At 58.0% G+C, this 23,227-nt stretch carries 18 protein-coding genes and 1 pseudogene; 6 read left to right on the top strand and 13 right to left on the bottom strand.

The genetic code is table 11. The features are described 5' to 3' along the window. Positions 1-5: 5 nt before the first annotated feature. The 10 genes from GO007_RS15085 to GO007_RS15040 form a co-directional block, all read right to left on the bottom strand. Complete coding sequence (locus GO007_RS15085; protein ID WP_370525561.1) at positions 6-920, bottom strand: ABC transporter permease; 915 nt, start codon at positions 918-920, stop codon at positions 6-8. Next, positions 907-1,893 (bottom strand): ABC transporter permease, encoded by a 987-nt coding sequence (locus tag GO007_RS15080; RefSeq protein ID WP_095101203.1) that lies wholly within the window; start codon positions 1,891-1,893, stop codon positions 907-909. The genes GO007_RS15085 and GO007_RS15080 overlap by 14 nt, the downstream gene beginning before the upstream one ends. 323 nt (positions 1,894-2,216) lie before the next feature. Then, the gene (locus tag GO007_RS15075; protein WP_095101201.1) at positions 2,217-3,308 is read right to left on the bottom strand and encodes an ABC transporter ATP-binding protein; all 1,092 of its coding nucleotides are present in this window, start codon (positions 3,306-3,308) and stop codon (positions 2,217-2,219) included. A gap of 14 nt (positions 3,309-3,322) precedes the next feature. Then, on the bottom strand, positions 3,323-4,450 hold the full coding sequence (gene solA / locus GO007_RS15070; protein ID WP_095101199.1) for an N-methyl-L-tryptophan oxidase: 1,128 nt from the start codon (positions 4,448-4,450) through the stop codon (positions 3,323-3,325). A gap of 12 nt (positions 4,451-4,462) precedes the next feature. Then, the gene (locus GO007_RS15065) at positions 4,463-5,533 is read right to left on the bottom strand and encodes an aldo/keto reductase (RefSeq protein ID WP_095101197.1); all 1,071 of its coding nucleotides are present in this window, start codon (positions 5,531-5,533) and stop codon (positions 4,463-4,465) included. A gap of 26 nt (positions 5,534-5,559) precedes the next feature. Beyond that, positions 5,560-6,447, bottom strand: coding sequence for a carbohydrate ABC transporter permease (locus tag GO007_RS15060; RefSeq protein ID WP_095101195.1), 888 nt, complete (start codon positions 6,445-6,447; stop codon positions 5,560-5,562). Further along, complete coding sequence (locus tag GO007_RS15055; protein WP_157349207.1) at positions 6,402-7,286, bottom strand: carbohydrate ABC transporter permease; 885 nt, start codon at positions 7,284-7,286, stop codon at positions 6,402-6,404. Before GO007_RS15055 ends, GO007_RS15060 begins: the two co-directional genes overlap by 46 nt. Next, entirely contained in the window at positions 7,283-8,587 is a 1,305-nt protein-coding gene (locus tag GO007_RS15050) for an ABC transporter substrate-binding protein (protein WP_095101191.1), read from the bottom strand. The genes GO007_RS15055 and GO007_RS15050 overlap by 4 nt, the downstream gene beginning before the upstream one ends. Positions 8,588-8,591: 4 nt before the next feature. Continuing rightward, the gene (locus GO007_RS15045; RefSeq protein ID WP_095101189.1) at positions 8,592-9,998 is read right to left on the bottom strand and encodes an NtaA/DmoA family FMN-dependent monooxygenase; all 1,407 of its coding nucleotides are present in this window, start codon (positions 9,996-9,998) and stop codon (positions 8,592-8,594) included. Then, entirely contained in the window at positions 9,995-11,209 is a 1,215-nt protein-coding gene (locus GO007_RS15040; RefSeq protein WP_095101187.1) for an acyl-CoA dehydrogenase family protein, read from the bottom strand. The genes GO007_RS15045 and GO007_RS15040 overlap by 4 nt, the downstream gene beginning before the upstream one ends. 648 nt (positions 11,210-11,857) lie before the next feature. Between GO007_RS15040 and GO007_RS29140 the strand changes: the two are divergent. Beyond that, positions 11,858-11,950, top strand: a pseudogene (locus GO007_RS29140) (tyrosine-type recombinase/integrase); the annotation flags it as partial. 15 nt (positions 11,951-11,965) lie between these two features. On the opposite strand, the gene GO007_RS15035 reads toward GO007_RS29140, so the two are convergent. After that, positions 11,966-12,874 carry a LysR family transcriptional regulator gene (locus GO007_RS15035; protein ID WP_095101185.1) on the bottom strand — a complete coding sequence of 303 codons (909 nt, stop codon included), beginning with the start codon at positions 12,872-12,874 and terminating at the stop codon, positions 11,966-11,968. A gap of 141 nt (positions 12,875-13,015) precedes the next feature. On the opposite strand from GO007_RS15035, the gene GO007_RS15030 reads away from it, so the two are divergent. Then, a complete protein-coding gene (locus GO007_RS15030; RefSeq protein WP_095101184.1) occupies positions 13,016-13,753 on the top strand; it encodes an SDR family oxidoreductase in 738 nt (245 codons plus the stop codon). Positions 13,754-13,935: 182 nt separating this feature from the next. After that, positions 13,936-14,196, top strand: a complete 261-nt coding sequence (locus GO007_RS15025; protein ID WP_095101182.1) for a hypothetical protein — start codon at positions 13,936-13,938, stop codon at positions 14,194-14,196. Positions 14,197-14,415: 219 nt separating this feature from the next. Here the strand turns inward: GO007_RS15025 and GO007_RS15020 are convergent, their stop codons facing one another. Next, complete coding sequence (locus GO007_RS15020) at positions 14,416-17,103, bottom strand: cation-transporting P-type ATPase (RefSeq protein WP_095101180.1); 2,688 nt, start codon at positions 17,101-17,103, stop codon at positions 14,416-14,418. 50 nt (positions 17,104-17,153) lie between these two features. Continuing rightward, a complete protein-coding gene (locus GO007_RS15015) occupies positions 17,154-17,585 on the bottom strand; it encodes a universal stress protein (protein ID WP_095101178.1) in 432 nt (143 codons plus the stop codon). Between the two features lie 531 nt (positions 17,586-18,116). On the opposite strand from GO007_RS15015, the gene GO007_RS15010 reads away from it, so the two are divergent. Genes GO007_RS15010 through GO007_RS15000 form a run of 3 tightly spaced genes read left to right on the top strand, consistent with a single transcriptional unit; the run spans position 18,117 to position 23,226 of the window. Then, positions 18,117-19,202, top strand: a complete 1,086-nt coding sequence (locus GO007_RS15010; protein WP_095101176.1) for an efflux RND transporter periplasmic adaptor subunit — start codon at positions 18,117-18,119, stop codon at positions 19,200-19,202. Beyond that, positions 19,202-22,264: an efflux RND transporter permease subunit gene (locus GO007_RS15005; RefSeq protein ID WP_095101174.1), complete on the top strand. Its 3,063-nt coding sequence runs from the start codon at positions 19,202-19,204 to the stop codon at positions 22,262-22,264. The genes GO007_RS15010 and GO007_RS15005 overlap by 1 nt, the downstream gene beginning before the upstream one ends. Positions 22,265-22,302: 38 nt before the next feature. After that, complete coding sequence (locus GO007_RS15000) at positions 22,303-23,226, top strand: acyltransferase (RefSeq protein ID WP_189339878.1); 924 nt, start codon at positions 22,303-22,305, stop codon at positions 23,224-23,226. The last annotated feature ends 1 nt before the right edge of the window (position 23,227 follow it).

Below are 23,227 nucleotides of genomic sequence, written 5' to 3'. Positions count from 1 at the left end.
GTCGTTTATTGTGCCCATGGATTGAGCACGTCCCGCAGGCGATCCCCTGCTATATTAATCGCGACGATGGTCACCATCAGCGCAATGCCGGGGTAAAAGCAGATCCAGTATTCACCCGATAACATATATTGATAGCCGTTGGCGATAAGCAAGCCGAGACTCGGTTCCGTCACCGGCACGCCCAACCCCAGAAAGGAGAGCGTCGCTTCCAGCGCAATAGCCCGCGCTACCTGTACGGTGGAAATCACAATCAGCGGTGGCAAACATTGCGGCAGAAGATGGCGAAACAGAATGCGATGTAAAGGCAGCCCAAGGCAGACCGCGGCCTCAATATAGCCTTTCTTACTTTCGACAAGCGCGGTGCTGCGCGTGGCCCGGGCGTAGGTCGCCCACTCAACAATAACCAGCGCCAGCACCACATTACCGATACCCTTACCTAAGAAAGCCAGCAGCATTAAGGCCACCAGAATGGCCGGAAAGGAGAGCTGCAAATCCACCAGCCGCATAATGAAGGCATCGGTTTTACCGCCGCGATAGGCAGCCAGCAGCCCCAGGGACCCGCCGATAATGGCCGCGAAAAAAACAGAAACAAAACCGACGCCCAGCGAAATACGCAGTCCGTATAGTATCGCCGATAGCATATCCCGCCCCTGATCGTCGCTGCCCAGCCAGAACAGGATGCCGGAACTGCCCTGTGCGCCCGGCGCCAGCTGCCCGTCAATAATGCTGAGCTGCTGAAGATCGTAAGGGTTTTGCGGAGCCAGCAGAGGCGCGGCAAAGGCCGCAATAATAATCAGCCCTATCAACAACGCAGCAAATAACGCGCTTTTTGAACGCGAGTAGCGCCTTAAAAATTGCCGTATGCCCTGTTTGCGCTGCGGCGTCGACGGTATCACCATATTTGCCTCAGCCATTCGCATTTGCTCCCGCATTTATTCTGATTCGCGGATTAAGCAGCGATGAGAGAATATCCACGACGAGATTTATAACAACAATAAGGGTGACGATGATCATCAGATAGGCGACGATAACCGGCCGGTCGAGCATATTAATACTGTCAATAATCAGTTTGCCCATGCCGGGCCAGGCAAATATTGTCTCAGTGACCACCGAAAAAGAGATAACCGAACCGAACTCCATTCCCACCACGGTGATCAGGGGAATCACAATATTTTTTAATAAGTGGACAAACGTCATTCTGAACTCAGATAACCCACGAGCTTTGGCCAGCCGCATATAATTCGCTGACATCTCCTCCCGCACGCCGGCGCGGGTAAGACGCAATAACAGGGCGGTTTTAAATAAGGCCAGATTAATGGCCGGGAGTAATAAGTGGCGTAATCCATCGCCGGTCAGGAAAGACCACTGAACGCCCAAAAAGGTTTTCATCTCGCCGCGTCCGCCGCTGGGCAGCCATCCCAGACCGACCGAGAAAAACATAATCAGCAGCAAACCCGCCCAGAACGTCGGCAGAGAAAAGCCCAGGATGCTGCCCGCCATAATGGTTTTTGACAGCCAGCTATCCGGTTTTAGCCCCGCATAAAGACCGAGCGGCAAGGCGATAATAATAGCCAGCAAAGTCGCACTGACCGCCAGCTCAAGCGTGGCCGGGAAGCGCTGCAGAATAAGCGTCAGAGCGGGCTGATTAAAGACGTAGCTGCGTCCCAAATCACCGTGCAGGAGGCCCTGTAAAAAAAGCCCGTACTGTTGCCACAGCGAAAGATTAAGTCCAAGTTCAGCAATCAGCTGCTGCCGATCGCGCTCGGTGGCATCGGGAGACAATAAAATATCGACCGGGCTACCAATAACGTGCAGGGCGAAAAAGACCAGCGTCGCCATTAACCAAACCACCACGCATGCCTGCATCAGACGTTTGATTATCAGATTCAACATAGGTAATACAGCTCCGGCTCATGAAATAGCGGCTTCAGGAGGCGAAGTACCGCACTCAGCTGAATCCTTTGGTCTGCGATGAAAATGGAACCAGAAAAGAATACCAATGTATACAGTAATGCTGAAATGCAAAAACCAGCAAAGAAAAGTCTTATTTGAGAAATACCAGACGCGTTTATCCAATCATCTCTTGCCGGTAAAGCCGTGCGCTTTCTTCCCTTTCGTCGCACATCATTTTCTGGGGATACCCGCTGGGCCAACCTCCTCTCCCGGCATCTAGCTATTCTTGTCGCTAACTACGCTCAGTGGGCTGGTTTGCCGCTTTACAGTCTGGAATAGGCCCTACCGCCGGCCGAAAACAGCTGAACATGGCGGCTGCTAATGCCCAGCCGTACCGTCATGCCGACTTTGCGCTGCGATTCTCCAGGCACTCTTTGTATCAGCGGCTCATCTACCCCTTCAATCTGGTAATAGAGCAATGTCTCGTAGCCCAGATTTTCAATCAACACCAGCAAGGCGTCCAGCTGCGGTCCGGGGATCTCCTCTGAGGGTAAATGTTCTGGACGCACGCCCAGCCATGCCTGCTCACCCGCCACGGCATGACGACCATCCACCGTCACGAGCAGCGGTACATCGCCGGGCAGACGAACCTTAATGCCCTGCTCGCTGCCCTCCTCTATTTTCACCGGCAGGATATTCATTCGCGGCGATCCGATAAAGGTCGCCACTTCCAGCGTGGCCGGATGATGGTACAGCTCCAACGGCGTCCCTACCTGGGCAATACGTCCCGATGACATCATGACGATGCGATCTGCCAGCGTCATCGCTTCCACCTGATCGTGGGTGACGTAAATCATGGTGGAACGCAGCTTTTGATGCAGGCGAGCAATCTGAACGCGCATTTCCACGCGCAGAGCGGCATCAAGATTGGATAAGGGTTCATCAAACAGAAACAGGGCCGGCTCTTTCACCAGCGCGCGGCCAATGGCCACCCGCTGACGCTGTCCGCCGGACAGCATCGCAGGTTTGCGCTCCAGCAGCGGGGTGAGCTGTAAAATACTTGCCGCCTCACTAACCCGCCGGGCAACCTCCGCTTTCGGCCGCTTCGCCAGCGTCAGGCTATATGCCATGTTCTCCGCGACCGTCATATGCGGGTACAGGGCATAAGACTGGAACACCATGCCGATACTGCGCTCCTGAGGCAGGGTATCGTTTATCAGCTGACCATCCAGGAACATCTCACCGGTGCTGATATCTTCAAGACCGGCGATCATCCGTAGCAGCGTGGATTTGCCGCTGCCGGACGGGCCGACAATGACCACAAATTCTCCGGCCTCAATGGTCAGATCGATATCCTGTACCACTCCCTGAGCGTGGAAAGTTTTCCCCACGCCCCGTAATTCTAATTGTCCCATAGTACTCTCTGTTGTTATAAAAACCGCTGTGGGGCAATAAACGCCGTGTCGAGTTCGACCGTCTTACCAAGCGCCTCTGCGGCAATGATCTCGCCGATAGCCGGGGCATGTTTAAAAGCATGACCGCTGTCACCGCCGGCCACCAGCACGTTTTTCCGGTAGCGCCCGACGATAAACTGCGCATCGGGCGTACGGGTGATCATGCACGGACGGGCGCTGGCCGGTTGCGGATGAATCCCTCCCAGCCACTGGCTAACGGCCTGACGCAGCTCGGCGGTATCTTCACGGGTGATATGCCGGTCAATATAGTCAGGGTCGAGCGCGCGACGAGGTACGCCGATATCTCCCAGACCAAGCTTCACCGCCCCGCCGGGTAAAGCGCCGTGCCCCCACAGGGTGAGCGACGGATGAATTTCACGCACAAACACCGGGAACTCAGCCAGGCCGTAACCAGGCGCGACATCAAACCAGGTCATCACCGTGCGAACAGGATCGAGCGGGAGATCGGCAGCAAAGCGCGCCAGCCACGCCCCGCTCGCCAGCACGACCTGATCGGCCCGTACGTCCCCTGCCGAGGTAGCAATACGCACTCCGTTGCCGTCATCCTCTATCGCCTCGACGCTCACCTGCGTCAGCACCTGCGCCGACAGCGCTTCAGCGCGCTGCAATGTCGCGCGAATAAAGCCTTCCGGGTTCGCCACGCCCGCTTCCGCATCAAACACGGCCACATCATCAGCGCGTAACCCGAGATGCTGCGGCTGACGCGCCGCAAGCTCCGCGGCGGTCCACACGTTCAGCGCGACGCCGAGCCGTTCTGCGGCCCGTAGCGTGCCGCTGACCGCCAGCGAATCGCGACGGCCGATAATGGTGCCGCCCGTTACCGACAGCAGGCTTTCTCCCGCGTGGAGTTCCAGCTGCTGAAACAGGCTACGGGATAAGCGGGCATACTCCCCCAGCGCAGGATGCTCAAGGCAGAAGGTACGGAACAGCCGGGTTTGACCGTGGGTCGCGCCGAGATCGTGAGGCGGAGTAAACCGATCGATGCCGATCGCCCTCACCCCCCGCTCCGCCAGGCGCCACAGCGCTGCGGCCCCCATCGCGCCCAGCCCTACCACCGCCACATCATATTGCTGACCAGCCACGTCATATTCCTCTTACAGTTCGGACGAAATTTTCCACGGATTGACGCCGCCATCGTGTACCGCAAAGTTGTCGATCAGAGCCAGCTCATCGCTGCTGAAGACCAGGTTATCCAGCGCTTTCAGATTCTCAGCCAGCTGCTCTTTGCTGGATACGCCCACCAGCGTCGAAGCCACGCGCGGGTCCCGCAGCGTCCATGCGATCGCCAGCTGCGACAGCGTCTGGCCGCGTTCCGCCGCGATAGCCGCCAGCCCGCGCAGGCGGCGAAGGTTGTCTTCAGACTGCGCCTCGGCGCTGATATAAGTCCGGTGCTGCGCGCGCTGCACCTCAAACCCCTGCAGGTAACGATCGGCCAGCAGCCCCTGCGCCAGAGGCGTGAAGGCAATCGCCGCCGCGCCGGACTGCGCAAGATCGCTCAGTAGTTCGTCTTCAATCCAGCGGTTAAGCAGCGAGTATGATGACTGATTGACCAGCAGCGGCGTCCCCAGCTCTTTAGCAATGCTGAGCGCCTCGCGGGAACGCTGCGCCGAATAGGACGAGATGCCGACATACAGCGCCTTCCCCTGACGGACGAGGGCGTCGAGCGCTTCAATGGTTTCATGCAGCGGCGTATCCGGGTCATAGCGATGGGAATAGAAAATATCCACATGATCGAGGCCAAGACGTTCCAGAGATTCATCAATGCTGCCCAGCAGGTGCTTTTTACCGCCGAGACGGCCGTTTGGCCCGAGCCACTGCGGCCAGCCTGCTTTGGTGGCAATCACCAGCTCATTACGGTACGAACGGAAATCTTTACGCAGGATGCGGCCAATGTTCTCTTCGGCGGCGCCCAGCGGCGGGCCGTACTGGTTGGCGATATCAATATGGTTAATCCCGTTCTCGAAGGCAAAACGGACGATGTCGCGCTGCTTCTGGAACGGCGTGTCGTCGCCGAAGTTGTACCAGGTCCCGAGCGCGATGGGCGAAACCACCAGACCACTGTTGCCGACCCGGTTATAGGCATACCGCTTGAAACGGTTTTCGGGCGGCGTCCAGGGGGTATTGGGGTCCGGCCGCTCATCAAGGAATTCAACGCGTTGTGTCATGCTATTCTCCTGCTGCATTCAGCATATTATTTGCCGCCGGTGTGGCTCAGCGAGCGGGTAAATGAACGCTGACCGAAAAAGATCAGCAGCGCCGGGATCAGCGCAAGGATAAAGACTTCGGCAAAGGCCAGACCGTAGTCCTGGGTATAGGCCGAATCCGACAACCCCATCGCCACGGCGCCGGTTTGCTTACTGTTGTCGGTGATAATGAGCGACGGCCACAGCCAGGCATTCCACTGCGCCATCGCCAGAATCATTGCCGTACCAATCACCGCCGGGCGCACCAGCGGCAGGTAAATTTGCAGAAGAATGCGCCACCAGGAGGCGCCATCCAGCAGCGCGGCCTCCAGCTGTTCGCGCGGGATGCTCAAAAAGAACTGGCGCAGGTTGAAAATCGCCAGACCGTGCACCAGCCCCGGAACAATCAGCGCCGTCAGGGTGTTAGCCAGTCCCATCCCGGTAAACACCGTGGTTAACGGCAGCGCCACCACTTCAAAAGGGATCATGAAGGCGAACACCACGGTGACAAACAGCCAGTCACGCCCCGGGAAACGCATCACCGCCAGGGGAAAAGCCGCGAGAATCGCCAGCGCGGTGCCCACCAGCGCCGAAACGCCGGTCACCCACAGCGAGTTAAACAAGTTGGTGGCGAATCCCCGGCTGAACGCCGAGGTAAAATTTTCCAGAGTCCAGCGGCGCGGTATGAATGTCCACAAATCCACGTGGGCCTGGAAGGTCTCCGTCACCGGGCGGAAGGCCGAAGCCACCAGCCAGACAAAGGGCACGGCAAACAGCAGCGAAATCAGCAACGCTATGCAGGTGGCAATCACCCGCCGCAGCTGGCGACGCCGCAGGACGACGTGACGCCTCACGGCGCGCTTCTCATCCGGTTCAACAGCCTGAATTGCAGCCATACCGTGATCCCCATTAAGACAAATAAGATGGTCATCTCCGCCAGCGCCGATCCCGGCGAACTCAGGGCGTAGTAGCGGGTAATGATGTCGTACATAAGAAAGTTACTGGAGCCCTGAGGGCCGCCTTTCGTCAGGGCGCCGATCGGGGCGTAAAGGATAAAGTTCCATACCGTGCTGGCCGTCAGCACGAACAGCAGCTGCCGCTGGATCAGCGGCAGCGTCACATTGACAAACTGCCGCCATTCTCCGGCGCCATCCAGCATCGCCGCATCGTAGTAGTCCTGCGGCACGTCGCGGATGGCGGCAATCAGGAAGATCATCCAGTAACCTACCGCCGTCCAGGTGGATAAGATCACCAGAGCCGCCATCGCGCCATCGACGTCGGTAAACCAGCCGCTGGTGGGCAGGTGCGCCAGCGCCAGCAGGTTGTTCACCACCCCTTCCGGGCGCAGCAGCACGCCAAACACCACCGTGGTCCCCATCAGCGGAAGAGCCGTTGGCAAAAAAGCGAGGGTGCGCCACACGCCGGTCAACGCCACGTTACGCGTCAGCAGCCAGGCGAGAAACAGGGCGAAGACCATAGTCAGCGGATTGACCAGCGCGGCGAACAGCAGCGTACGCCACACGGAATCCCAGAAGCCGGGGTCTTCAAACAGATCGAGATAGTTCTGCCAGCCAACCCACTTCGGCGGGATCACGCTACCCGGCACCGAGGTATAAAACGACTCCACAATCGCCAGCCCGGTCGGAATAATGCGCAGTAACAGCAGCAGCGCCAGCGCCGGAGTCAGCAATAACAGCGCGGCGCGCGCTTCATGGCGGGCAGCCCTGCTGGTCACTGATACTTTCTCCATGCGGCTTTCAGTCTGGCATTCGTCGCGTCCAGCGTTTTCTGCGCATCGGCGCCGTTGATGATGTCGCCAATGGCCGCCCCCATCAGCTGAGTGAACTCCGCGCCGCCCACGGTCTGCGGACGAATACGGGCAGAATGCTGGGCCTGCCAGGTCAAAATATCCTGCAAACCGCTCAGCCGCGGATCGGCGTAGGTCGGATTTTTCCAGAATACGGCGCGGGTGGCTTCGGTGGTCGGAACGTTTTCAGTTTGCGGATCGGCAGAGATAAAACCGCCGTTCTCGCCAAACAGATACCAGTTGAGGAATAAGGCTGCCGCCTGCTGTTTTTCCGGGCTGGAAAGCGCGCTGATGCCTAACGCCCAGCCGCCGCTGGTGGTAGCGTCCTGGCCATCTTTAAACTTAGGCGCGGTGGCGATCCCAAAATCTAAGTCGGCATTTTTGGTAATCGTTGGCGAATTCCAGATGCCGCCATAAAAGAACGCGCTGTCGCCGTTGGCGAAGGCCAGCGCCGTCTCTCGCACGCCACGCGGCGCCAGGCCATCGGCGTACAATTTGCCATACCAGCCCAGGGCCTTCACCCATCCGGGATTGTTAACGTCCGGCGTGAGCTGTTTCTCGCCTTTGACGCCGGTTCCGCCGCCAAGGGATTCCGCCAGCGGCTGGAGGTAGTAATACATATCCGGGGTGGAGAAGGTCACGCCGTAAGACGAGGCTTTCGCTGCCACCGCTTTGCGGGCCGTCGCTTCCACCCATTCCCAGGTCGGCGCTTCCCCCGCCTTGTTGGACGGGTACGCCACGCCGATTTGCTTCAGCACGTTTTTGTTGTAATACAGGAAGGTGGTGCCAATCTGGTACGGCAGGTTGAGTAACTTACCGTTGATGGTGGACTCTTTCAGCGCAGGCGGGTCGATCAGCTGGCGTTTCGCGGCGAACGCATCCGTCAAATCGGCTTCCCAGCCGCGTACCGCGTAGCTGGCGCTCTGCGGCTGGTCGATGTCGAAAATATCCACGTTACCCTGGGCAAATCGCGCGCCGAGCGTTTCGTTGTAGCTGTTGAATGGCACCGCGTGGTAGCTGATTTTAATCGTCGGGTAGCGTTTCTCAAATGCCGCGATAATTTTGTTGGCGCGCTCCGCCGGGACCGCGCCGCCAAAGTAATTGAGGGTGATGGTTTTCTCCGGCGCTTTCAGGTTTTCTACCGCCGGGATGGGCGCAGCGCTAGCTGCCCCCACAGCCAGAATGGCTCCCGCCAGGACAACGGTCGATGCTTTTGCTGGTGCTATCATGTCATTACCCCTTCAAATCATTGTTGTTATTTTGCGCTGTAAAACGTCCGCGAAAGTCCGCTGCCGGGTGGGGGGCGCTCAGCCGATCGCCCTTGCCAAACAGCCGGTTGCGCAAGGATGACTCTTTTCCCGGCGGCAGGAACAGCCCGCGCTTCGCCAGCGCCGGCAGCACCTGTTCGGCGAATTCGATAAAATCGTGCGGGCTGACAAACTCGTGCAGGTTGAAGCCGTCCACGCCGGTGAGACGAGCAATCTTTTCGATGCTCTCGGCAATGCTTTCCGGCGTGCCCACCAGGGTGGGAGCGTAGGGGCTCAAATTCACCAGTCGCTGCCTGATGGCGCCCACGCTGTCAGGACGGGCTTTTTCGCTGGTGAAGCGTGCCGATTCAGAACGGGAGAAGTTATGCGGTTCGGCAGACAGCGTGTCGTCATCGCCATAGCGGGAGAGATCGAAGCCGCTGGCGCCGCCAAATGCCGCATACTGGGCTTCCGGCGATTGCGCGGCGCGAATGAGATCCGCTTTTTGCTCTGCTTCCGCCTCGGTACGGCCGATGACCACGGAAAGATCCGTCAGCACTTTAATGGAATCCGCCGCCCGGCCGGCCGCGACGGCGGCGGCGCGCAGCTTATCCACGTTGCTGCGCAGAGCATCCGGGTTCATGCCATTGACGAACACCACCTCAGCGTGACGAGCCGCGAAGGCAAGCCCGCGTGCCGAGGCCCCGGCCTGGAAAATCACCGGCGTGCGCTGTACGCTCGGTTCCGTCAGCGAAGGCCCCTGTACGGAGAAATAGTCCCCCTGATGGTTGATGCGATGCACCTTGTCGGCATCCGCATAGCGTTTCGCGGCCTTGTCGTACAGCACCGCGTCCTCTTCCCAGCTCCCTTCCAGCAGTTTATAGAACACCGTCAGGAACTCTTCGGCCCGCGCGTAACGCACTTCATGCGGCAGTTGATCCGGCAGGCCATAATTGCGCGCCGCATTCGGCAGATAGGACGTCACCACGTTCCAGCCGATTCGCCCTTTCGCCAAATGATCGAGGGTGCCGAAGCGGCGCGCAAAGGTAAACGGGTGTTCATAGGTCGTGGATGCCGTCACCGCGAAGGAGAGGTTTTGGGTTACCGCCAGCATCGCCGGGATCACCATAAAGGGATCATTCAGCGGAAAATCTACCGCCCCTTCAATGGCGGGAACCGGCGACTGCCGGTAAACGTCATAGACGCCCAGCACATCGGCAAAAAACAGCGCGGTAAAACCGGCGCTATCGAGAAAGCGCGCGCGTTCCACCCAGTAATCCAGGTCTTTATAGCGATGACGCTGCGAATCCGGGTGAGTCCAGCTTCCCTGGGCGTAGTAGCCCACGCCGTTCATTTCGAAAGCGTTAAAAATTAGCGGGCGCGATGCGCTCATGAACGAGACTCCCGATCGACAGAGGATTCAACAAAGCGGAATATCTGGCTGCGCCCCAGCTCCTGATAGCGCAGGCGAACCGGGTCGTGCAGGGTATGGGTGCGCACGTTGCGCCAGTAACGGTCAAGACGTAGCGAGCGGTCGGCGGCGCGCGCGCCGCTCCAGGAGAAAACGTCGCTGCTGGCCGCCAGGCCGACTTCAGCAGCAAGCGCCTTGGTTGCTGCCAGCTGCGCCTGCAATTGCGGTAATTTTGCGGCATCGCCCTGCTGCACCTCATCCAGCAGCCGCGCCGTGCTCTCCAGCAGCGCGGCCGTCGACAAAACGCGCGCGCTCAGCACGCCAACCTGATATTGCAGCACCGGATCTTCCGCCAGCGAGGGATAAGGCGATTCAAACGGAATACGTTTATCCGTTGCGACCGTCCGTAACCCCCACTGGATAACGCCCTCGGCGATGCCCAGGTCAATAGCCGCGTGGATCAGGCGTCCGCTTTCATGCCAGGCCACGCCGCGATGCTCCGCGTCCCATACCGGGATTACATAATCCGCTGACACCACCACGTTCTCGAGAATCAACGATCCGCTGGAGCTACCGCGCTGTCCCAGTCCGTTCCAGTCGTCAATCAGCGTGACGCCCGGCGCATCGGTGCGGATAAAGGCCAGTGCCTGTCCGCCGCTCTGATGTTTGCCAATCACCGTGATCCAGCGCGCGCCAATGGACCCGGTGGCGTAATATTTACGTCCGCTGATCCGGTAGCGATCGTCGCCTTCGCGACGCAGCGTGGTGGAAAAGTCGGCAGAATGTTTACCGCCCCGCTCGCTGGCGGCATTAGCGATACGCTCCCCGTTCAGGAGGTCCTGAAACAGCACGCTCTGCGCCTCATCCGAGGAGAGCAGGGAAATGGCATCGGTAAAACCGTAATGGGGCTGAAGCAGCTGGGCGATGCCGGCGTCCACCTGCGCCAGAATGCGGCTGACGGCGATCGCCTGCGCCTGACTGCCGCCGAACCCTCCGGCGGCGCGGGGCAGCCGCAGTGCCAGCAGGCCAGACTGCCGCAGTTTTTCCCGCGCCTGCTGATAGTCACTGCGGAGATCGGATGTCACCGCCAGCGCATCCAGCTCCTCTCTCAGCGCGTGAGCAGCAGCGAAAACATCAAAAAAAGACGAACTGCCGTCAGCCGCAGGCGACGACAAAGCGGATTGATTACGCATAATACCCCTGGCAATAACGGAAACGAGATGTTCCAGAAAAGCTCCGCAAATAAACGGAGAAACAACTTTGTGAATGCTAATTTTTAAAAACACTATAACCGACGGTTAACAAAATCAATCCCGACCTTTATGCGTATTACGGCTATTTAAAGTCAAAAAAAATCAAAACAGCTGGCGAAACGCAGTTGCGCAGCTAATACCAGCGCCCGCAATGCATGACTAATTAATTCAGTAGAACTGACTCCTTTATTATTTAATAATGCCGTGATTAAGCTATTTATTGTAAAACTGCTGCCGGCGGTTTCAGCCCGGGCGGGAGCCGTCCGCGCCCCCGTTTGACCATGCCCGCAGAGGATATTCTGAAACTCAATACTGACCACGAATCATATTTATAAGGTGCGTGTCTTCTGCCGCCGAGGGCGAAAACAGTGGTTGATCTTTTGGTTCAAGCCGTGAATTTAGCTACGCTGAATCATTCTTACCAATCTTATTTAGCAATATTTTTTAATTAAACATTAATAAGGTTGCTGACAGGCCGATCAAATCAGTTTTATTTACCCCGCGCCGATTGGGGGGGCATTCTGGCGGTTGATTATCCCTTTTTTCAGGTTCACCCTCGTGGACCTCCCCCTCCTCCCGAAGCCGTACCCTAATGCCAAAAAACAGGCCGAGATTCAAGAGCTGAAAGCAAAACGCGGCAATACACGAGCTTTCTGGATTGCTGCCAGGGCGTGGTTTAGCCCCAGCCGGGGATAATTATCCCGCCTCGGGAAAATGCGCTTTATAGAGGGAACTCAGCCAGTCGATAAATACCCTGACCCGCGGCGAGAGCTGCCGGTGCTGCGGATACAGCGCTGAAAGCGACATTCCCGGACTTTGCCATCCGCCAAGCACCTCCACCAGCCGCCCGTCTTCCAGAGCATCCGCGACGTGATAGCGGGGAAGCTGTACCAGCCCCGCGCCGCGCAGCGCGCAAATGACGTAGTTCTCCGCATCGTTTACCGTCATCCAGCCTTTGAGCTGATAGCTCTGTATTTTGCCATTAACGATAAGCTCAAGCGGATAGTTCGTTCCCCGGCTGGTAGAGAAAAAATTCACGCACTGGTGGGACAGCAAATCGTTGGGTGAGCGCGGCGTGCCGTGCCGGAGCAGATACTCCGGGCTGGCGCAGATAACCTGCGGCATGGTGACCAAATAGCGCGCAATCAGCGATGAATCATGCAGTTTCCCCGCACGAACGGCGCAATCAATTCCCTCACGCACCAGATCGACCAGCCGATCGCCGCTGCTGATAACCAGCTCGATATCCGGATAGCGGGCGTGGAACTCATCAATACGCGGCAGAACAATCCGCGTTGCGTGAGCGCCGTGCAGGTCAATGCGCAAAATACCGCGCGGCCGCGCAACGGAGTGGCGTAGAGAAGACTCGGCGTCGTCGAGTTCAGAAAGAATATGCACGCAGCGTTCGTAGAAAGCCTTACCGTCCAGCGACGTTCGCACGTGGCGGGTTGTCCGCTCCAGCAGCCGGCACTCCAGCTTTTTTTCCAGCGCTTTTATCGCATTGCTGGCGGTGGCTCTGGGGATCCCCAGCCTGTCCGCCGCCAGGCTGAAGCTTTCCAGCTCGACGATGCGGGTGAAGAGCAGCAAAGTGTCGAACTTATCCATTTGAAACCTCTCACGCGACCCATTATTAATTTTAATGGAATTATCATATCAAAATACCCCCATTTATCTCTCATAAGAAAACATTAATATCTCTATCAACCCGTGCCAGCACGGATAAACAATCAACCTCCGGAGAACACCATGAGCAAAACCAATAAAACAGCCCTTGTTACCGGCGCATCCCGCGGTATCGGTCGCGCCATCGCCGAGCGCCTGGCGCAGGAGGGTTTTACCGTCATCATTAACTACGCCGGGAACGCGAGCGCCGCTGACGAGGCCGTGCAGAGCATTATTGCCAACGGGGGAAGCGCCGTTGCCATACAAGCCGATGTCGCCAGCGAAGATGACGTCAGCCGCCTGTTCAGCGCAGCGAAGACCGTGACCGGTCAGCTGGACGTGGTGGTGCACAGCGCCGGGATCATGCCGATGGCAAAAATCACCCCGGATGGCCTGGCTGATTTTGACAAGGTCATTCACACCAACCTGCGCGGCGCCTTCCTCATGCTGGCAAACGCGGCGCAAGCGGTGAGTGACGGGGGACGCATTATTGCGCTCTCTACCAGCGTGATCGCCAAATCCTTCCCGGCCTACGGTCCGTACATCGCCTCCAAGGCGGGCGTGGAGGGCCTGGTGCACGTGCTGGCGAATGAACTGCGCGGCCGCAACATCACCGTTAACGCGGTGGCTCCGGGGCCGACCGGTACCGATCTGTTTTTCAATGGCAAAAGCGAGGAGCAAATCAGCGCCATCGCCAAACTGGCGCCGCTGGAGCGTATCGGCACGCCGGAAGAGATCGCCGGCGCGGTTGCCGCGCTGGCCGGCCCGGACGGCAGCTGGATCAACTCTCAGGTGATCCGCGTTAACGGCGGCTTCGCTTAAGAAACGCCCGTTCCGGCTGCATGTCGATCCGTCGGACGATGGCGCCGTCGTTGTCAATGCGATCGCATCCGCAAAGAGTTTTTACAGCGCATCGGATTAGGGGATTTGTTAGCTCCCCATCGCCGGGCGTAATATCCGCCGCCGGCCGGAAATTACGGTCGGCAGCTGAGGAAAAATTGCCTATGCGCACCCTGTTATTTCTGCTCAGCGGCCTGCTGCTGGCGGGCCTGTTCCGCCTGCTGACGCGGCTGTTCATGCCGGCTCATCCACCGGCCTCTGGCCTGCTTCCGCTGCTGTTTGCCCTACTGTGGTTCAGCCTGGCGTCAGCCAATATGGCGCTCGGTATCATCCGGGCGGGCTATAGCTTTGCTGAAGAACTGCCGATTTTCCTGCTGATCTTTGCGCCTCCGGTCGCACTCATCTTCTGGCCTGGCGGTAAATAACCCACGAGCGCCCACATTCAAACCGCCTCTCATTCTGCTTAACGCCTCTTCCACGGCTCGACGGCGTGCCCGCGGGAGATTAAAAATTAATTACCCGAGCCGCCGGGTCACTCCGACGGTTCGGGTATTTTATCGATACGCTACGTTGGAAGGGGAGGCCCCGGATGGCCTGCCCCCGTAAGCTCCACGGTTCGCTTGCCTGATCCCGCTCGCCGCCCGTCAGGCCGTACGCCATCTGCGGGTTAACGGTTTTTCGATTTCCACAATCAGGAACATCACAAATCCGATGATGAAGGTGATCACCCAGTAGCGGAACGGCAGCGCCGCGGTGCCAAACAGCATCTGCATAAACGGCGCGTAGATTATCAGCAGCTGCAGCACCAGCAGGACGCCGCTGACGACCCAGATGCCTCTGTTGGCCAGTAATCCTTTGCTCAGAGAAAAGCCGTCGGCTACGCGACAGTTGAGCATATAAAACCACTGGGCGGTCACCAGCGTTTGCAGCAGGACGGTACGAATAAACTCCGGAGAGTAGCCGCGCGGCTGGAGCCAGGCTTCCAGCACGAAGGCGCTCACGGCAATCATCGAGCCAACAAAAATCACCCGCCAGATAGCGAATCCGTCCATAACGTGCAGCTTAGGATCGCGCGGCGGGCGCTTCATAATGTTCTTCTCGCCGGCCTCAAACGCCAGGCCAAACGACAGCGTGGCCGAGGTCGCCATGTTCATCCACAGGATCAGCACCGGGGTCAGCGGAATTAAATTCCCCGCCAGCAGAGCAATAATAATTAACAGCCCCTGCGCCAGGTTAGTCGGCATAATAAAGAGGATGGTTTTCTTCAGGTTATCGTACACCCGCCGCCCTTCCCTGACCGCGCTGGCGATGGTGGCGAAGTTGTCATCGGTAAGCACCATATCGGCCGCCTCTTTGGTCACTTCGGTTCCCTTGATGCCCATCGCGATCCCAACGTCAGCCTGCTTCAGCGCCGGGGCATCGTTCACCCCGTCGCCGGTCATCCCGACCACCTCTTTTTTACTCTGCAGCGCCTGCACCAGGCGGAATTTATCCTCCGGGCTGGTACGGGCGAAAATATCAAACTTCTGCGCGGCTTCGCTGAGCTGCTGGTCGTCCATCACCTCCAGCTCGCGCCCGGTAATGGCGGTGCCGGCGTTGCCGATGCCCAGCATTTGCCCGATGCTCATCGCCGTTTGCGGGTGATCGCCGGTGATCATCTTCACGCGAATCCCCGCCTGCAGGCAGTCGCCGATCGCCGTAATGGCTTCCGGACGAGGCGGGTCCATCATCCCGGCGATGCCGAGGAGGATAACCCCCTGCTGCAAATCCTGGTGGGTCAGCTCGGTCTGCCCGCTGGCCGCAGGTTTCCACGCCGCCGCCACCATGCGCAGCCCTTCCCGCGCGTACTCTTCAATTTTTGCCTCCCAGTACGGCTGATCGAGCGGCTGCAGGCCGCCGTCGGTCTGCTGCTGCTGGCAGAGTCGGAACAGCACGTCAGGGGCGCCGGTAATTAAGATCGCCTCCTCATCACCGATCCGGTAGAGCGTCGACATATATTTATACTGCGAATCGAAAGGAATTTTGCTGCGCAGCTCGGTTGCCACCGCCGGCAGCGCCACCTTCGCCGCCAGCACCTTCAGCGCCCCTTCCGTCGGGCCGCCGGTAATTTTCCATAATCCGCTTTCATCCTTGATGAGCTGGCTGTCGTTACATAAATCAATGGTCCGCAGATAGCGCTCAAGCAGCGTACCCGGCGCCACCACCAGCGGCCCGGAATCATCTATCGGATGAATATTACCGATCGGCTCATAGCTATCCCCTTCGACCCGATAGACGGCATCTGCGGTAATGACGGCTTTGACCGTCATCTCGTTCATGGTCAGCGTCCCGGTTTTATCCGAGCAAATCACCGTCATCGCCCCGAGGGTCTCAACGGTCGGCAGCTTGCGGATAATCGCCTTCTGCCGCGCCATAGTCTGCACGCCCAAAGAGAGAATGATCGAGATGATCGCCGGCAGCCCTTCCGGCACCGACGCCACCGCAAGGCTAATCAGCGAGAGCATCAGCTCCGAAACCGGCATATCGCGGAACAGCAGGCTGAAGACAAACAGCGCGGCCATCATCGCCAGGATAATAATAAAGATGGCTTTACCGAGCTTATCCATCTGCACCAGCAGCGGCGTGCGGTGCTTTTCAATATCCGCCATCATCTGGTTGATATGGCCCAGCTCGGTATCACCGCCGGTCGCCACCACCAGGCCTTTACCGCCGCCGGAGCTGACCGTGGTCCCCGAAAACAGCAGGTTTGTGCGATCGCCGAGGGGAAGTTCGCCGCTCAGCGCCTCGGTGCTTTTCTCAACCACCGTCGACTCGCCGGTGAGTATCGCCTCTTCCACGCGCAGGTTGTGGGCTTCAATAACCCGCAGATCGGCAGGAATGCGGTCGCCCGCGCGGATCACCACGATATCGCCGGGCACCAGCGCGGTGGTCGGAATCGTTTCATGGTTCCCCTGGCGGATCACCACCGCTTCGCTGGAAAGCATATTGCGAATGCTCTGCAGCGATTTTTCCGCATTACTTTCCTGAATATGCCCGATCAGAGCATTGATCACCGCGACGCCGAGGATCACCAGGGTATCGACCCAGTGGCCCATGACCGCAGTCAGCAGCGCCGCTGCCAGCAGGACGTAAATCAGAACATCGTTGAAATGGGCCAGGAAGCGCAGCCACACGGGTTTACCCGCCTTTTGCGGTAACGCATTCTCGCCGTATTGCTGGAGTCGCGATGCCGCTTCTGCGCTGCTAATACCTTCGGGGGAGCTGTTGGTGCTGGACAGGGTTTCATCGACGGAGAGCTTGTAGAACGGGCCGCCCGGTTTGTCTGTACTCATAGTTATCTCCTCACTCCTGTAACGGAAATCAGAACAGCATCAGGCCGCCCTTAGCGCACAACAAATACCGGAACGTGAGCATAACGAACGATACTGGCCGCCTCGGAACCCAGCAAATGCGTCTGAATATTGGGGTTGCGTGAGCCAATAATCACCACATCCGCCTGCAGCTCGTCGGCCAGCTTCGTCACTTCATCACGAATATTGCCGCTGCGGACGTGAATATGAATATCACCTTCCGGCAGGCTCGCCTTTTTGGCTAACTCAGTCAGTTTTTCCTGAGAATTTTTAACAAGATAGTCTTCCATTTTTCGCGCATCGGAAATAAATCCACGCGTCAGCGCCGGGGAAAATAGAGGATTTACGTGCAGCAGGTGAATTATCCCGGAAGAGCTCTGCGCGAGAAACTGAGCGTGGGACAGCGCCTTGTCGGCAAGGCCAATTTCAAAGACATCAACCGGGACCAGAATATTTTTATACATACAGACAATCCTTTTATTACCAATAGAATAGATGGCGAATAACTCCCAACGAGACGCGTTGAGGAAAAAATCTCAGGAACAAAGCTGGCACAGAAGTCGGTATGATTAAACGTAGCACACGACGGTTAACATGATTAAGCCGCCAATTAATATATTGAAAAATATCACGGAGATAGCCCGCCTCAGACAATTCGGCTGAAAACGCCGCTAAACCGTCGACATAAGGGCAATTTTTACTCTTTTTAACATTTCCGCTTTTCTACGACTATGCTCATTATCAGGAGCCGCAGCGCTTCTGAAAACCACTCAGTAATTAGGTAGATAAGAATCTACTTACAATATAACCAGTACCAAAGGAGGAACGATGTTTGGCTATAGTCTGTTTCGCCTGAGCCTGTTTATCGCCCTGGCAATAATTGCCTGTACGGCTACAGGATTACTCACCTACGTCGTCGTCTCTGCCCTGGCTGAATAAGTCCGACGCTTGTAACTAATATGTAAAATAAATCTCTTAGCTCTGCGGGGAATACAGTGAACCGTTATTTTTCTCTCATTCCTGTTGTTATTTTAATAACAACAGCTTGCGACCAGAAAGCGCCGCAGGTTACGCCGCTGCCGCGGATGGTGAAAGCCGCTGAGGTGACCGCGGTAGGTGATTCACAGCAGCGCGTTTTCCCCGCACGCATCGAATCCGGGGACTCCACGGAGCTCTCTTTTAAACGAGGCGGCCAGATTGAATCGCTCGAGGTTCGGCAAGGCGCGAACGTTGCGCAAGGGGAGGTCCTCGCCCGCCTCAACGCGCGCGAAGCCCAGCAGCGCGTCAATGAACGACAAACCGCCGCCACGCTCGCCCAGCGGCAGTTCGATCGCTTTCAGACCCTCGCCGGCCGCCAGGCTATTTCGAAAGCGGAAATGGACGTTCAGCGCGCCAGCCGCGACTCGGCAAACGCCGCGCTGAAAATCGCCCGCGAAGAGCTCGACCAGATGACGCTAAACGCGCCCTTTAGCGGGGTGGCGGCCAGCGTCCCGGTCCGCAATCATCAGGTGGTGGCCGCCGGGCAGACCGTGGTTACCCTGACGCGTACCGATCTGCTCGACGTGGTCTTTAGCATCCCTGAAAACCTCTTTACCGCCTTTGATATCCGCAACGCCCGGTATCGGCCGATCGTCAGAATCAACTCCCTGCCGGACCGCCAGTTCACCGCGCAGTACAAAGAGCATTCCGGCAGCAGCGACAATAGCACCCTCACCTGGCAGGTGATTTTGACCATGCCGCGCCCGGACGATTTCCCGACGGTCGGCGGCGTCAGCGGCACCGTGACGGTGAATCTGGCAAACCTCCCCGCCAACGCGGGCCGCGAGGCGCTGGTGGTGCCGGTTGAGGCGGTGTTCAATCCTGATAATCATCAGCGCAACGAGCCGCACGTGTGGGTGATTAAAGGCGATGGCGAGCAGCTGCATCTTGAGGATCGCAAAGTGAGCGTCGGGCAGGTGACAACCCAGGGGGTGGTCATTACCGATGGGCTCAGCGCCGGCGAGCGCGTAGTGGCGGCCGGCGTAAGCGAACTGCATGCGCAGCAGCCGGTTCGAATCTGGACGCGTGAACGAGGCCTTTAATGGATATATCCCGCCAGTTTATTAATAATCCCGTTCGCGTCTGGCTCACCATTCTGCTGCTGGGCGTTGGCGGTATTTTCGCCCTGCTCAATATCGGCCGTCTGGAAGATCCGGCGTTTACTATCAAGACCGCCGTGGTCATTACCCACTATCCGGGCGCATCGGCTCAGCAGGTCGAGGAGGAGGTCACCCTGCCGCTGGAAAGTGCCCTGCAGCAGCTGCCCTACCTGGATAACGTCAGCTCTATCTCCTCCAACGGGCTGTCGCAGATTACCGTTAACATCGCCTCGAATTACCACTCCAACGAGCTGCCGCAGATTTGGGACGAGCTGCGGCGCCGGGTTGGCGATGCGGCCCGACTCTTCCCGCCTGGCGTGGTTTCCCCCTTCGTGAACGACGATTTCGGCGACGTGTTTGGCTTCTTCTTTGCCATTTCCGGCGACAGTTTTACCAATCCGGAGCTGGTCCGCTATGCCGAGCAGCTGCGCCGGGAGCTGGTGCTGGTGCCCGGCGTCGGCAAGGTCGCCATCGGCGGGGCGATCCCGCAGCAAATTAACATTGATATCTCGCTGCCTAAAATGGCGGCCCGCGGCATCACGCTTAACCAGCTTTCCGCCATTCTCAGCCGCCTGAACGTCGTTTCCAGCGCCGGGGAGATCAAATCCGGCAGCGAGTCCATTCGCCTGCATCCGACCGGGGAATTTGAGAATATCGACGAGCTGGGCGATCTGCCGATCAACCCGCACGGCACCGGGGCGGCGACCCGGCTGCGGGATATTGCCACCATCTCGCGCGGCCTGAGCGAATCGCCGTCCAGCATCTACCACGCCAACGGCCGCCAGGCGGTGACGATGGGGGTCTCGTTCATCCCCGGCGTCAACGTCATCGACGTTGGCCACGCGCTGGAGGCCAGGCTTGAGCAAATGTCGGCGGAAAAGCCCGCCGGGATTAAAATCGACCTGTTCTACGATCAGGCCGCCGAAGTCGGCCACTCGGTTAGCGGCTTTATCACTAATTTCCTGATGGCGCTGGCTATTGTTGTCGGCGTGCTGCTGATCTTTATGGGCGTGCGCAGCGGCATTATTATCGCGATCTCGCTGGCCCTCAACGTGCTGGGCACGCTGCTGATTATGTACCTGTGGGGCATTGAGCTGCAGCGGATCTCGCTAGGCGCGCTGATTATCGCCCTCAGCATGCTGGTCGATAACGCCATCGTCATCGTCGAAGGGGTGCTGATTGCCCGTCAGCAGGGGTCAACGCTGCTGACCGCCGTCAACTACGTTATCCGCCGATCCGCTCTGCCCCTGCTGGGGGCAACCGTGATCGCAATCCTCGCCTTCGCACCGATCGGCCTGTCGCAGGACTCGACGGGAGAATACTGTAAGTCGCTGTTCCAGGTGCTGTTAATCTCCCTGATGCTCAGCTGGTTCTCGGCGCTCACCGTTACCCCGGTGCTGATCAAATGGTGGCTGTTTAAAGGCGCGGCCTCCCCGACGCCGGCCGCTGAGGCCGATCCTTATCGCGGGCGCTTTTACCGCGGCTATCAGCAGATCCTTAACGCCCTGCTGATGCGCAAAGCCGTCACCCTCGTGCTGATGGCGGCGCTGCTGGCCGGCGCGATCTGGGGGTTCGGTTCGGTGCGGCAGAACTTTTTCCCTTCATCCAATACGCCGATCTTCTTCGTTGACCTGTGGCTGCCCTACGGTACCGATATTGCGGCAACCGAACAGATGGCCAGCGATATCGAAACCGCGATTAACGGCCAGCCCGGCGTCGTCACCACCGTGGCTACCGTCGGCCAGGGCAGCATGCGCTTTATTCTCACCTACAGCGGACAGCGGCAGTACAGCAACTATGCGCAGATCATGGTTCGTATGGACGATCGGCGCAGCATTGACGCCCTCACCCGCCACGTTGACGCCTATATTGCGCGTAACTATCCGCAGGTGAACGCCAGCAGCAAGCGGGTGATGTTCGGTCCTTCCGGCGACAGCGCGATCGAGGTGCGGATTAAAGGCCCCGATCCCGACAGATTGCGGCTGATAGCCAGCCAGGTGAGTGCGATCCTCACGGCGGATCCGGCCATCGGCAGCGTGCGCAACGACTGGCAAAACCGCAGCAAAACCATCCGGCCGCAGTATTCGCCCACCCTGGGGCGCGAGCTGGGGGTGGATAAACAGGATATCGATGGCGCGCTGCAGATGAATTTCACCGGCAGCCGCGCCGGGCTGTACCGCGAAGGCGCCGATCTGCTGCCGGTGGTGGTCCGCCCGCCGGCCGCCGAACGTCAGGATGCCAACCATCTCAATAACGTGCTGGTGTGGAGCCAAAGCCGTCAGCAGTATATTCCGCTGAGCAACGTGGTCAGCGGCTTTAACCTCGAATGGGAAGATCCGTTAATTCTGCGCCGCGACCGCAGCAGGGTACTCACGGTAATGACCGATCCCGACCCTCTGAGCAATCAAACCTCGGGGGATATTCTGGCGCGGGTCCAGCCGCAGATTGACGCGCTCAGCCTGCCGCACGGCTACAGCATTGAGTGGGGAGGCGATGCCGAGAACTCCAGCGAAGCGCAGCAGGGGCTGTTCACCACCCTGCCATTGGGCTATCTGGTGATGTTTGTCATCACCGTGCTGATGTTTAGCTCGCTGAAAAATGCGGTCGCCATCTGGCTGACCGTGCCGCTGGCGCTTATCGGCGTGACCCCGGGCTTTTTAATTACCGGCATCCCCTTCGGCTTTATGGCGCTTATCGGTTTACTCAGCCTGAGCGGCATGCTTATCCGCAACGGCATCGTGCTGGTGGAAGAGATTGAACAGCAGAAGCAGGAAAAGCCGCAGCATCAGGCAATTATCTATGCCGCAACCTCGCGCTTACGCCCTATACTGCTCACGGCCTTCACCACCGTGCTCGGCCTGGCGCCGCTGCTGCTGGACGTATTCTTCCAGAGTATGGCGGTTGTCATCATGTTTGGTCTGGGTTTTGCGACCATTCTGACGCTACTGGTTCTTCCGGTTATTTACGCCTGTTTCCACCCTAAGGATATGCAGCAACCACAATGAACACCACCGGGTTAAATATTATTAAAACGCTGGGATGCATGACGGCGGTAACGTTCTTTACCATCTATAACACCTGGGATCTGTATGATTACGATTATCACTGGATCCTCGGCTTTCTGACGTTTATCTCGACCATCGCCACGCCGCTATTTTTTGTGGTGGCGGGCTATCTCGACGCTCAGTCCCGGCACAGCGCGCGCTGGCAGATGGGGAAAATTAAAAGCGTGGTGATCGTCTTTCTTTTCTGGATGACGATTTACTACCTCTGGGAGCCCTACCAGCGCGGCTATCTTATTCAGCCGTGGTTCGTCTTCGCCTTTATTGTGATTTATACCTTCCACCCGCTGATCGAGTGGCTAAGCCAGCGCAGAAGGCTCTTTTTTGGCGTAGTGTTTGTCCTCCTGCTTTTCTCCTATGGCTACGACCTGCTGGCGGCCCTCTATCCCAACGTTCATGCGCTGAGCCTGGCGCCGCAGTATCGCCTGTGGACCTGGCTGTTGTTCTATTTAACCGGCCAGCTGTTCAGCGACCCGCTGGTGGTGCGCTGGCTGAACCGCGATAAGGTGGTCAAAGCCGCGATGTTTGCCATACCATTTATTTATCTTTTCACCTGGTTTTACGAGCGCCATTTCTTTTTCGCCCTGTTCAAGGCCGACAGAAATGCGTTCATCCTCACCGGTTCGCAAATTTATATTCTGGTGGTCGCGCTGGTTATTGCGGCCAACGGCGTCCGTTTCCGTAAAAACAGCGAGTTTAAAGAGAGTATTCTGGCGGCAATCAGCAAAACGATGACCGGGGTCTATATCCTCCATTACTCAATTTTTCATCTCCTGAGCGCCCTTATCCCAATCGGTTCGCTGACCACAAAATTAATGCTGATTGCCCTGACGTTTGTCGCCTCGGTACTGATTTCGATGCTGGCGTTATCCAACCCGGTCGCCAAAAAAGTGATCACCCTTTAAG

The sequence above is a fragment of the Klebsiella sp. 10-1 genome (assembly GCF_009758445.1).
In the GTDB taxonomy this organism is placed as follows: Bacteria; Pseudomonadota; Gammaproteobacteria; order Enterobacterales; family Enterobacteriaceae; genus Klebsiella; species Klebsiella scottii.
Note: the sequence above shows the minus strand (reverse complement) of the source record. Positions and strands in the feature narration are given on the sequence as shown.

Coding starts and splice junctions, on each gene's coding strand:
- GO007_RS15020 (WP_095101180.1), bottom strand. CDS start 17,103: ATGAGTACAGACAAACCGGGCGGCCCGTTCTACAAGCTCTCCGTCGAT.
- GO007_RS15050 (WP_095101191.1), bottom strand. CDS start 8,587: ATGATAGCACCAGCAAAAGCATCGACCGTTGTCCTGGCGGGAGCCATT.
- GO007_RS15025 (WP_095101182.1), top strand. CDS start 13,936: ATGCGCACCCTGTTATTTCTGCTCAGCGGCCTGCTGCTGGCGGGCCTG.
- GO007_RS15015 (WP_095101178.1), bottom strand. CDS start 17,585: ATGTATAAAAATATTCTGGTCCCGGTTGATGTCTTTGAAATTGGCCTT.
- GO007_RS15040 (WP_095101187.1), bottom strand. CDS start 11,209: ATGCGTAATCAATCCGCTTTGTCGTCGCCTGCGGCTGACGGCAGTTCG.
- GO007_RS15060 (WP_095101195.1), bottom strand. CDS start 6,447: ATGGCTGCAATTCAGGCTGTTGAACCGGATGAGAAGCGCGCCGTGAGG.
- GO007_RS15000 (WP_189339878.1), top strand. CDS start 22,303: ATGACGGCGGTAACGTTCTTTACCATCTATAACACCTGGGATCTGTAT.
- GO007_RS15045 (WP_095101189.1), bottom strand. CDS start 9,998: ATGAGCGCATCGCGCCCGCTAATTTTTAACGCTTTCGAAATGAACGGC.
- GO007_RS15075 (WP_095101201.1), bottom strand. CDS start 3,308: ATGGGACAATTAGAATTACGGGGCGTGGGGAAAACTTTCCACGCTCAG.
- GO007_RS15085 (WP_370525561.1), bottom strand. CDS start 920: ATGCGAATGGCTGAGGCAAATATGGTGATACCGTCGACGCCGCAGCGC.
- GO007_RS15080 (WP_095101203.1), bottom strand. CDS start 1,893: ATGTTGAATCTGATAATCAAACGTCTGATGCAGGCATGCGTGGTGGTT.
- GO007_RS15005 (WP_095101174.1), top strand. CDS start 19,202: ATGGATATATCCCGCCAGTTTATTAATAATCCCGTTCGCGTCTGGCTC.
- GO007_RS15065 (WP_095101197.1), bottom strand. CDS start 5,533: ATGACACAACGCGTTGAATTCCTTGATGAGCGGCCGGACCCCAATACC.
- GO007_RS15030 (WP_095101184.1), top strand. CDS start 13,016: ATGAGCAAAACCAATAAAACAGCCCTTGTTACCGGCGCATCCCGCGGT.
- GO007_RS15035 (WP_095101185.1), bottom strand. CDS start 12,874: ATGGATAAGTTCGACACTTTGCTGCTCTTCACCCGCATCGTCGAGCTG.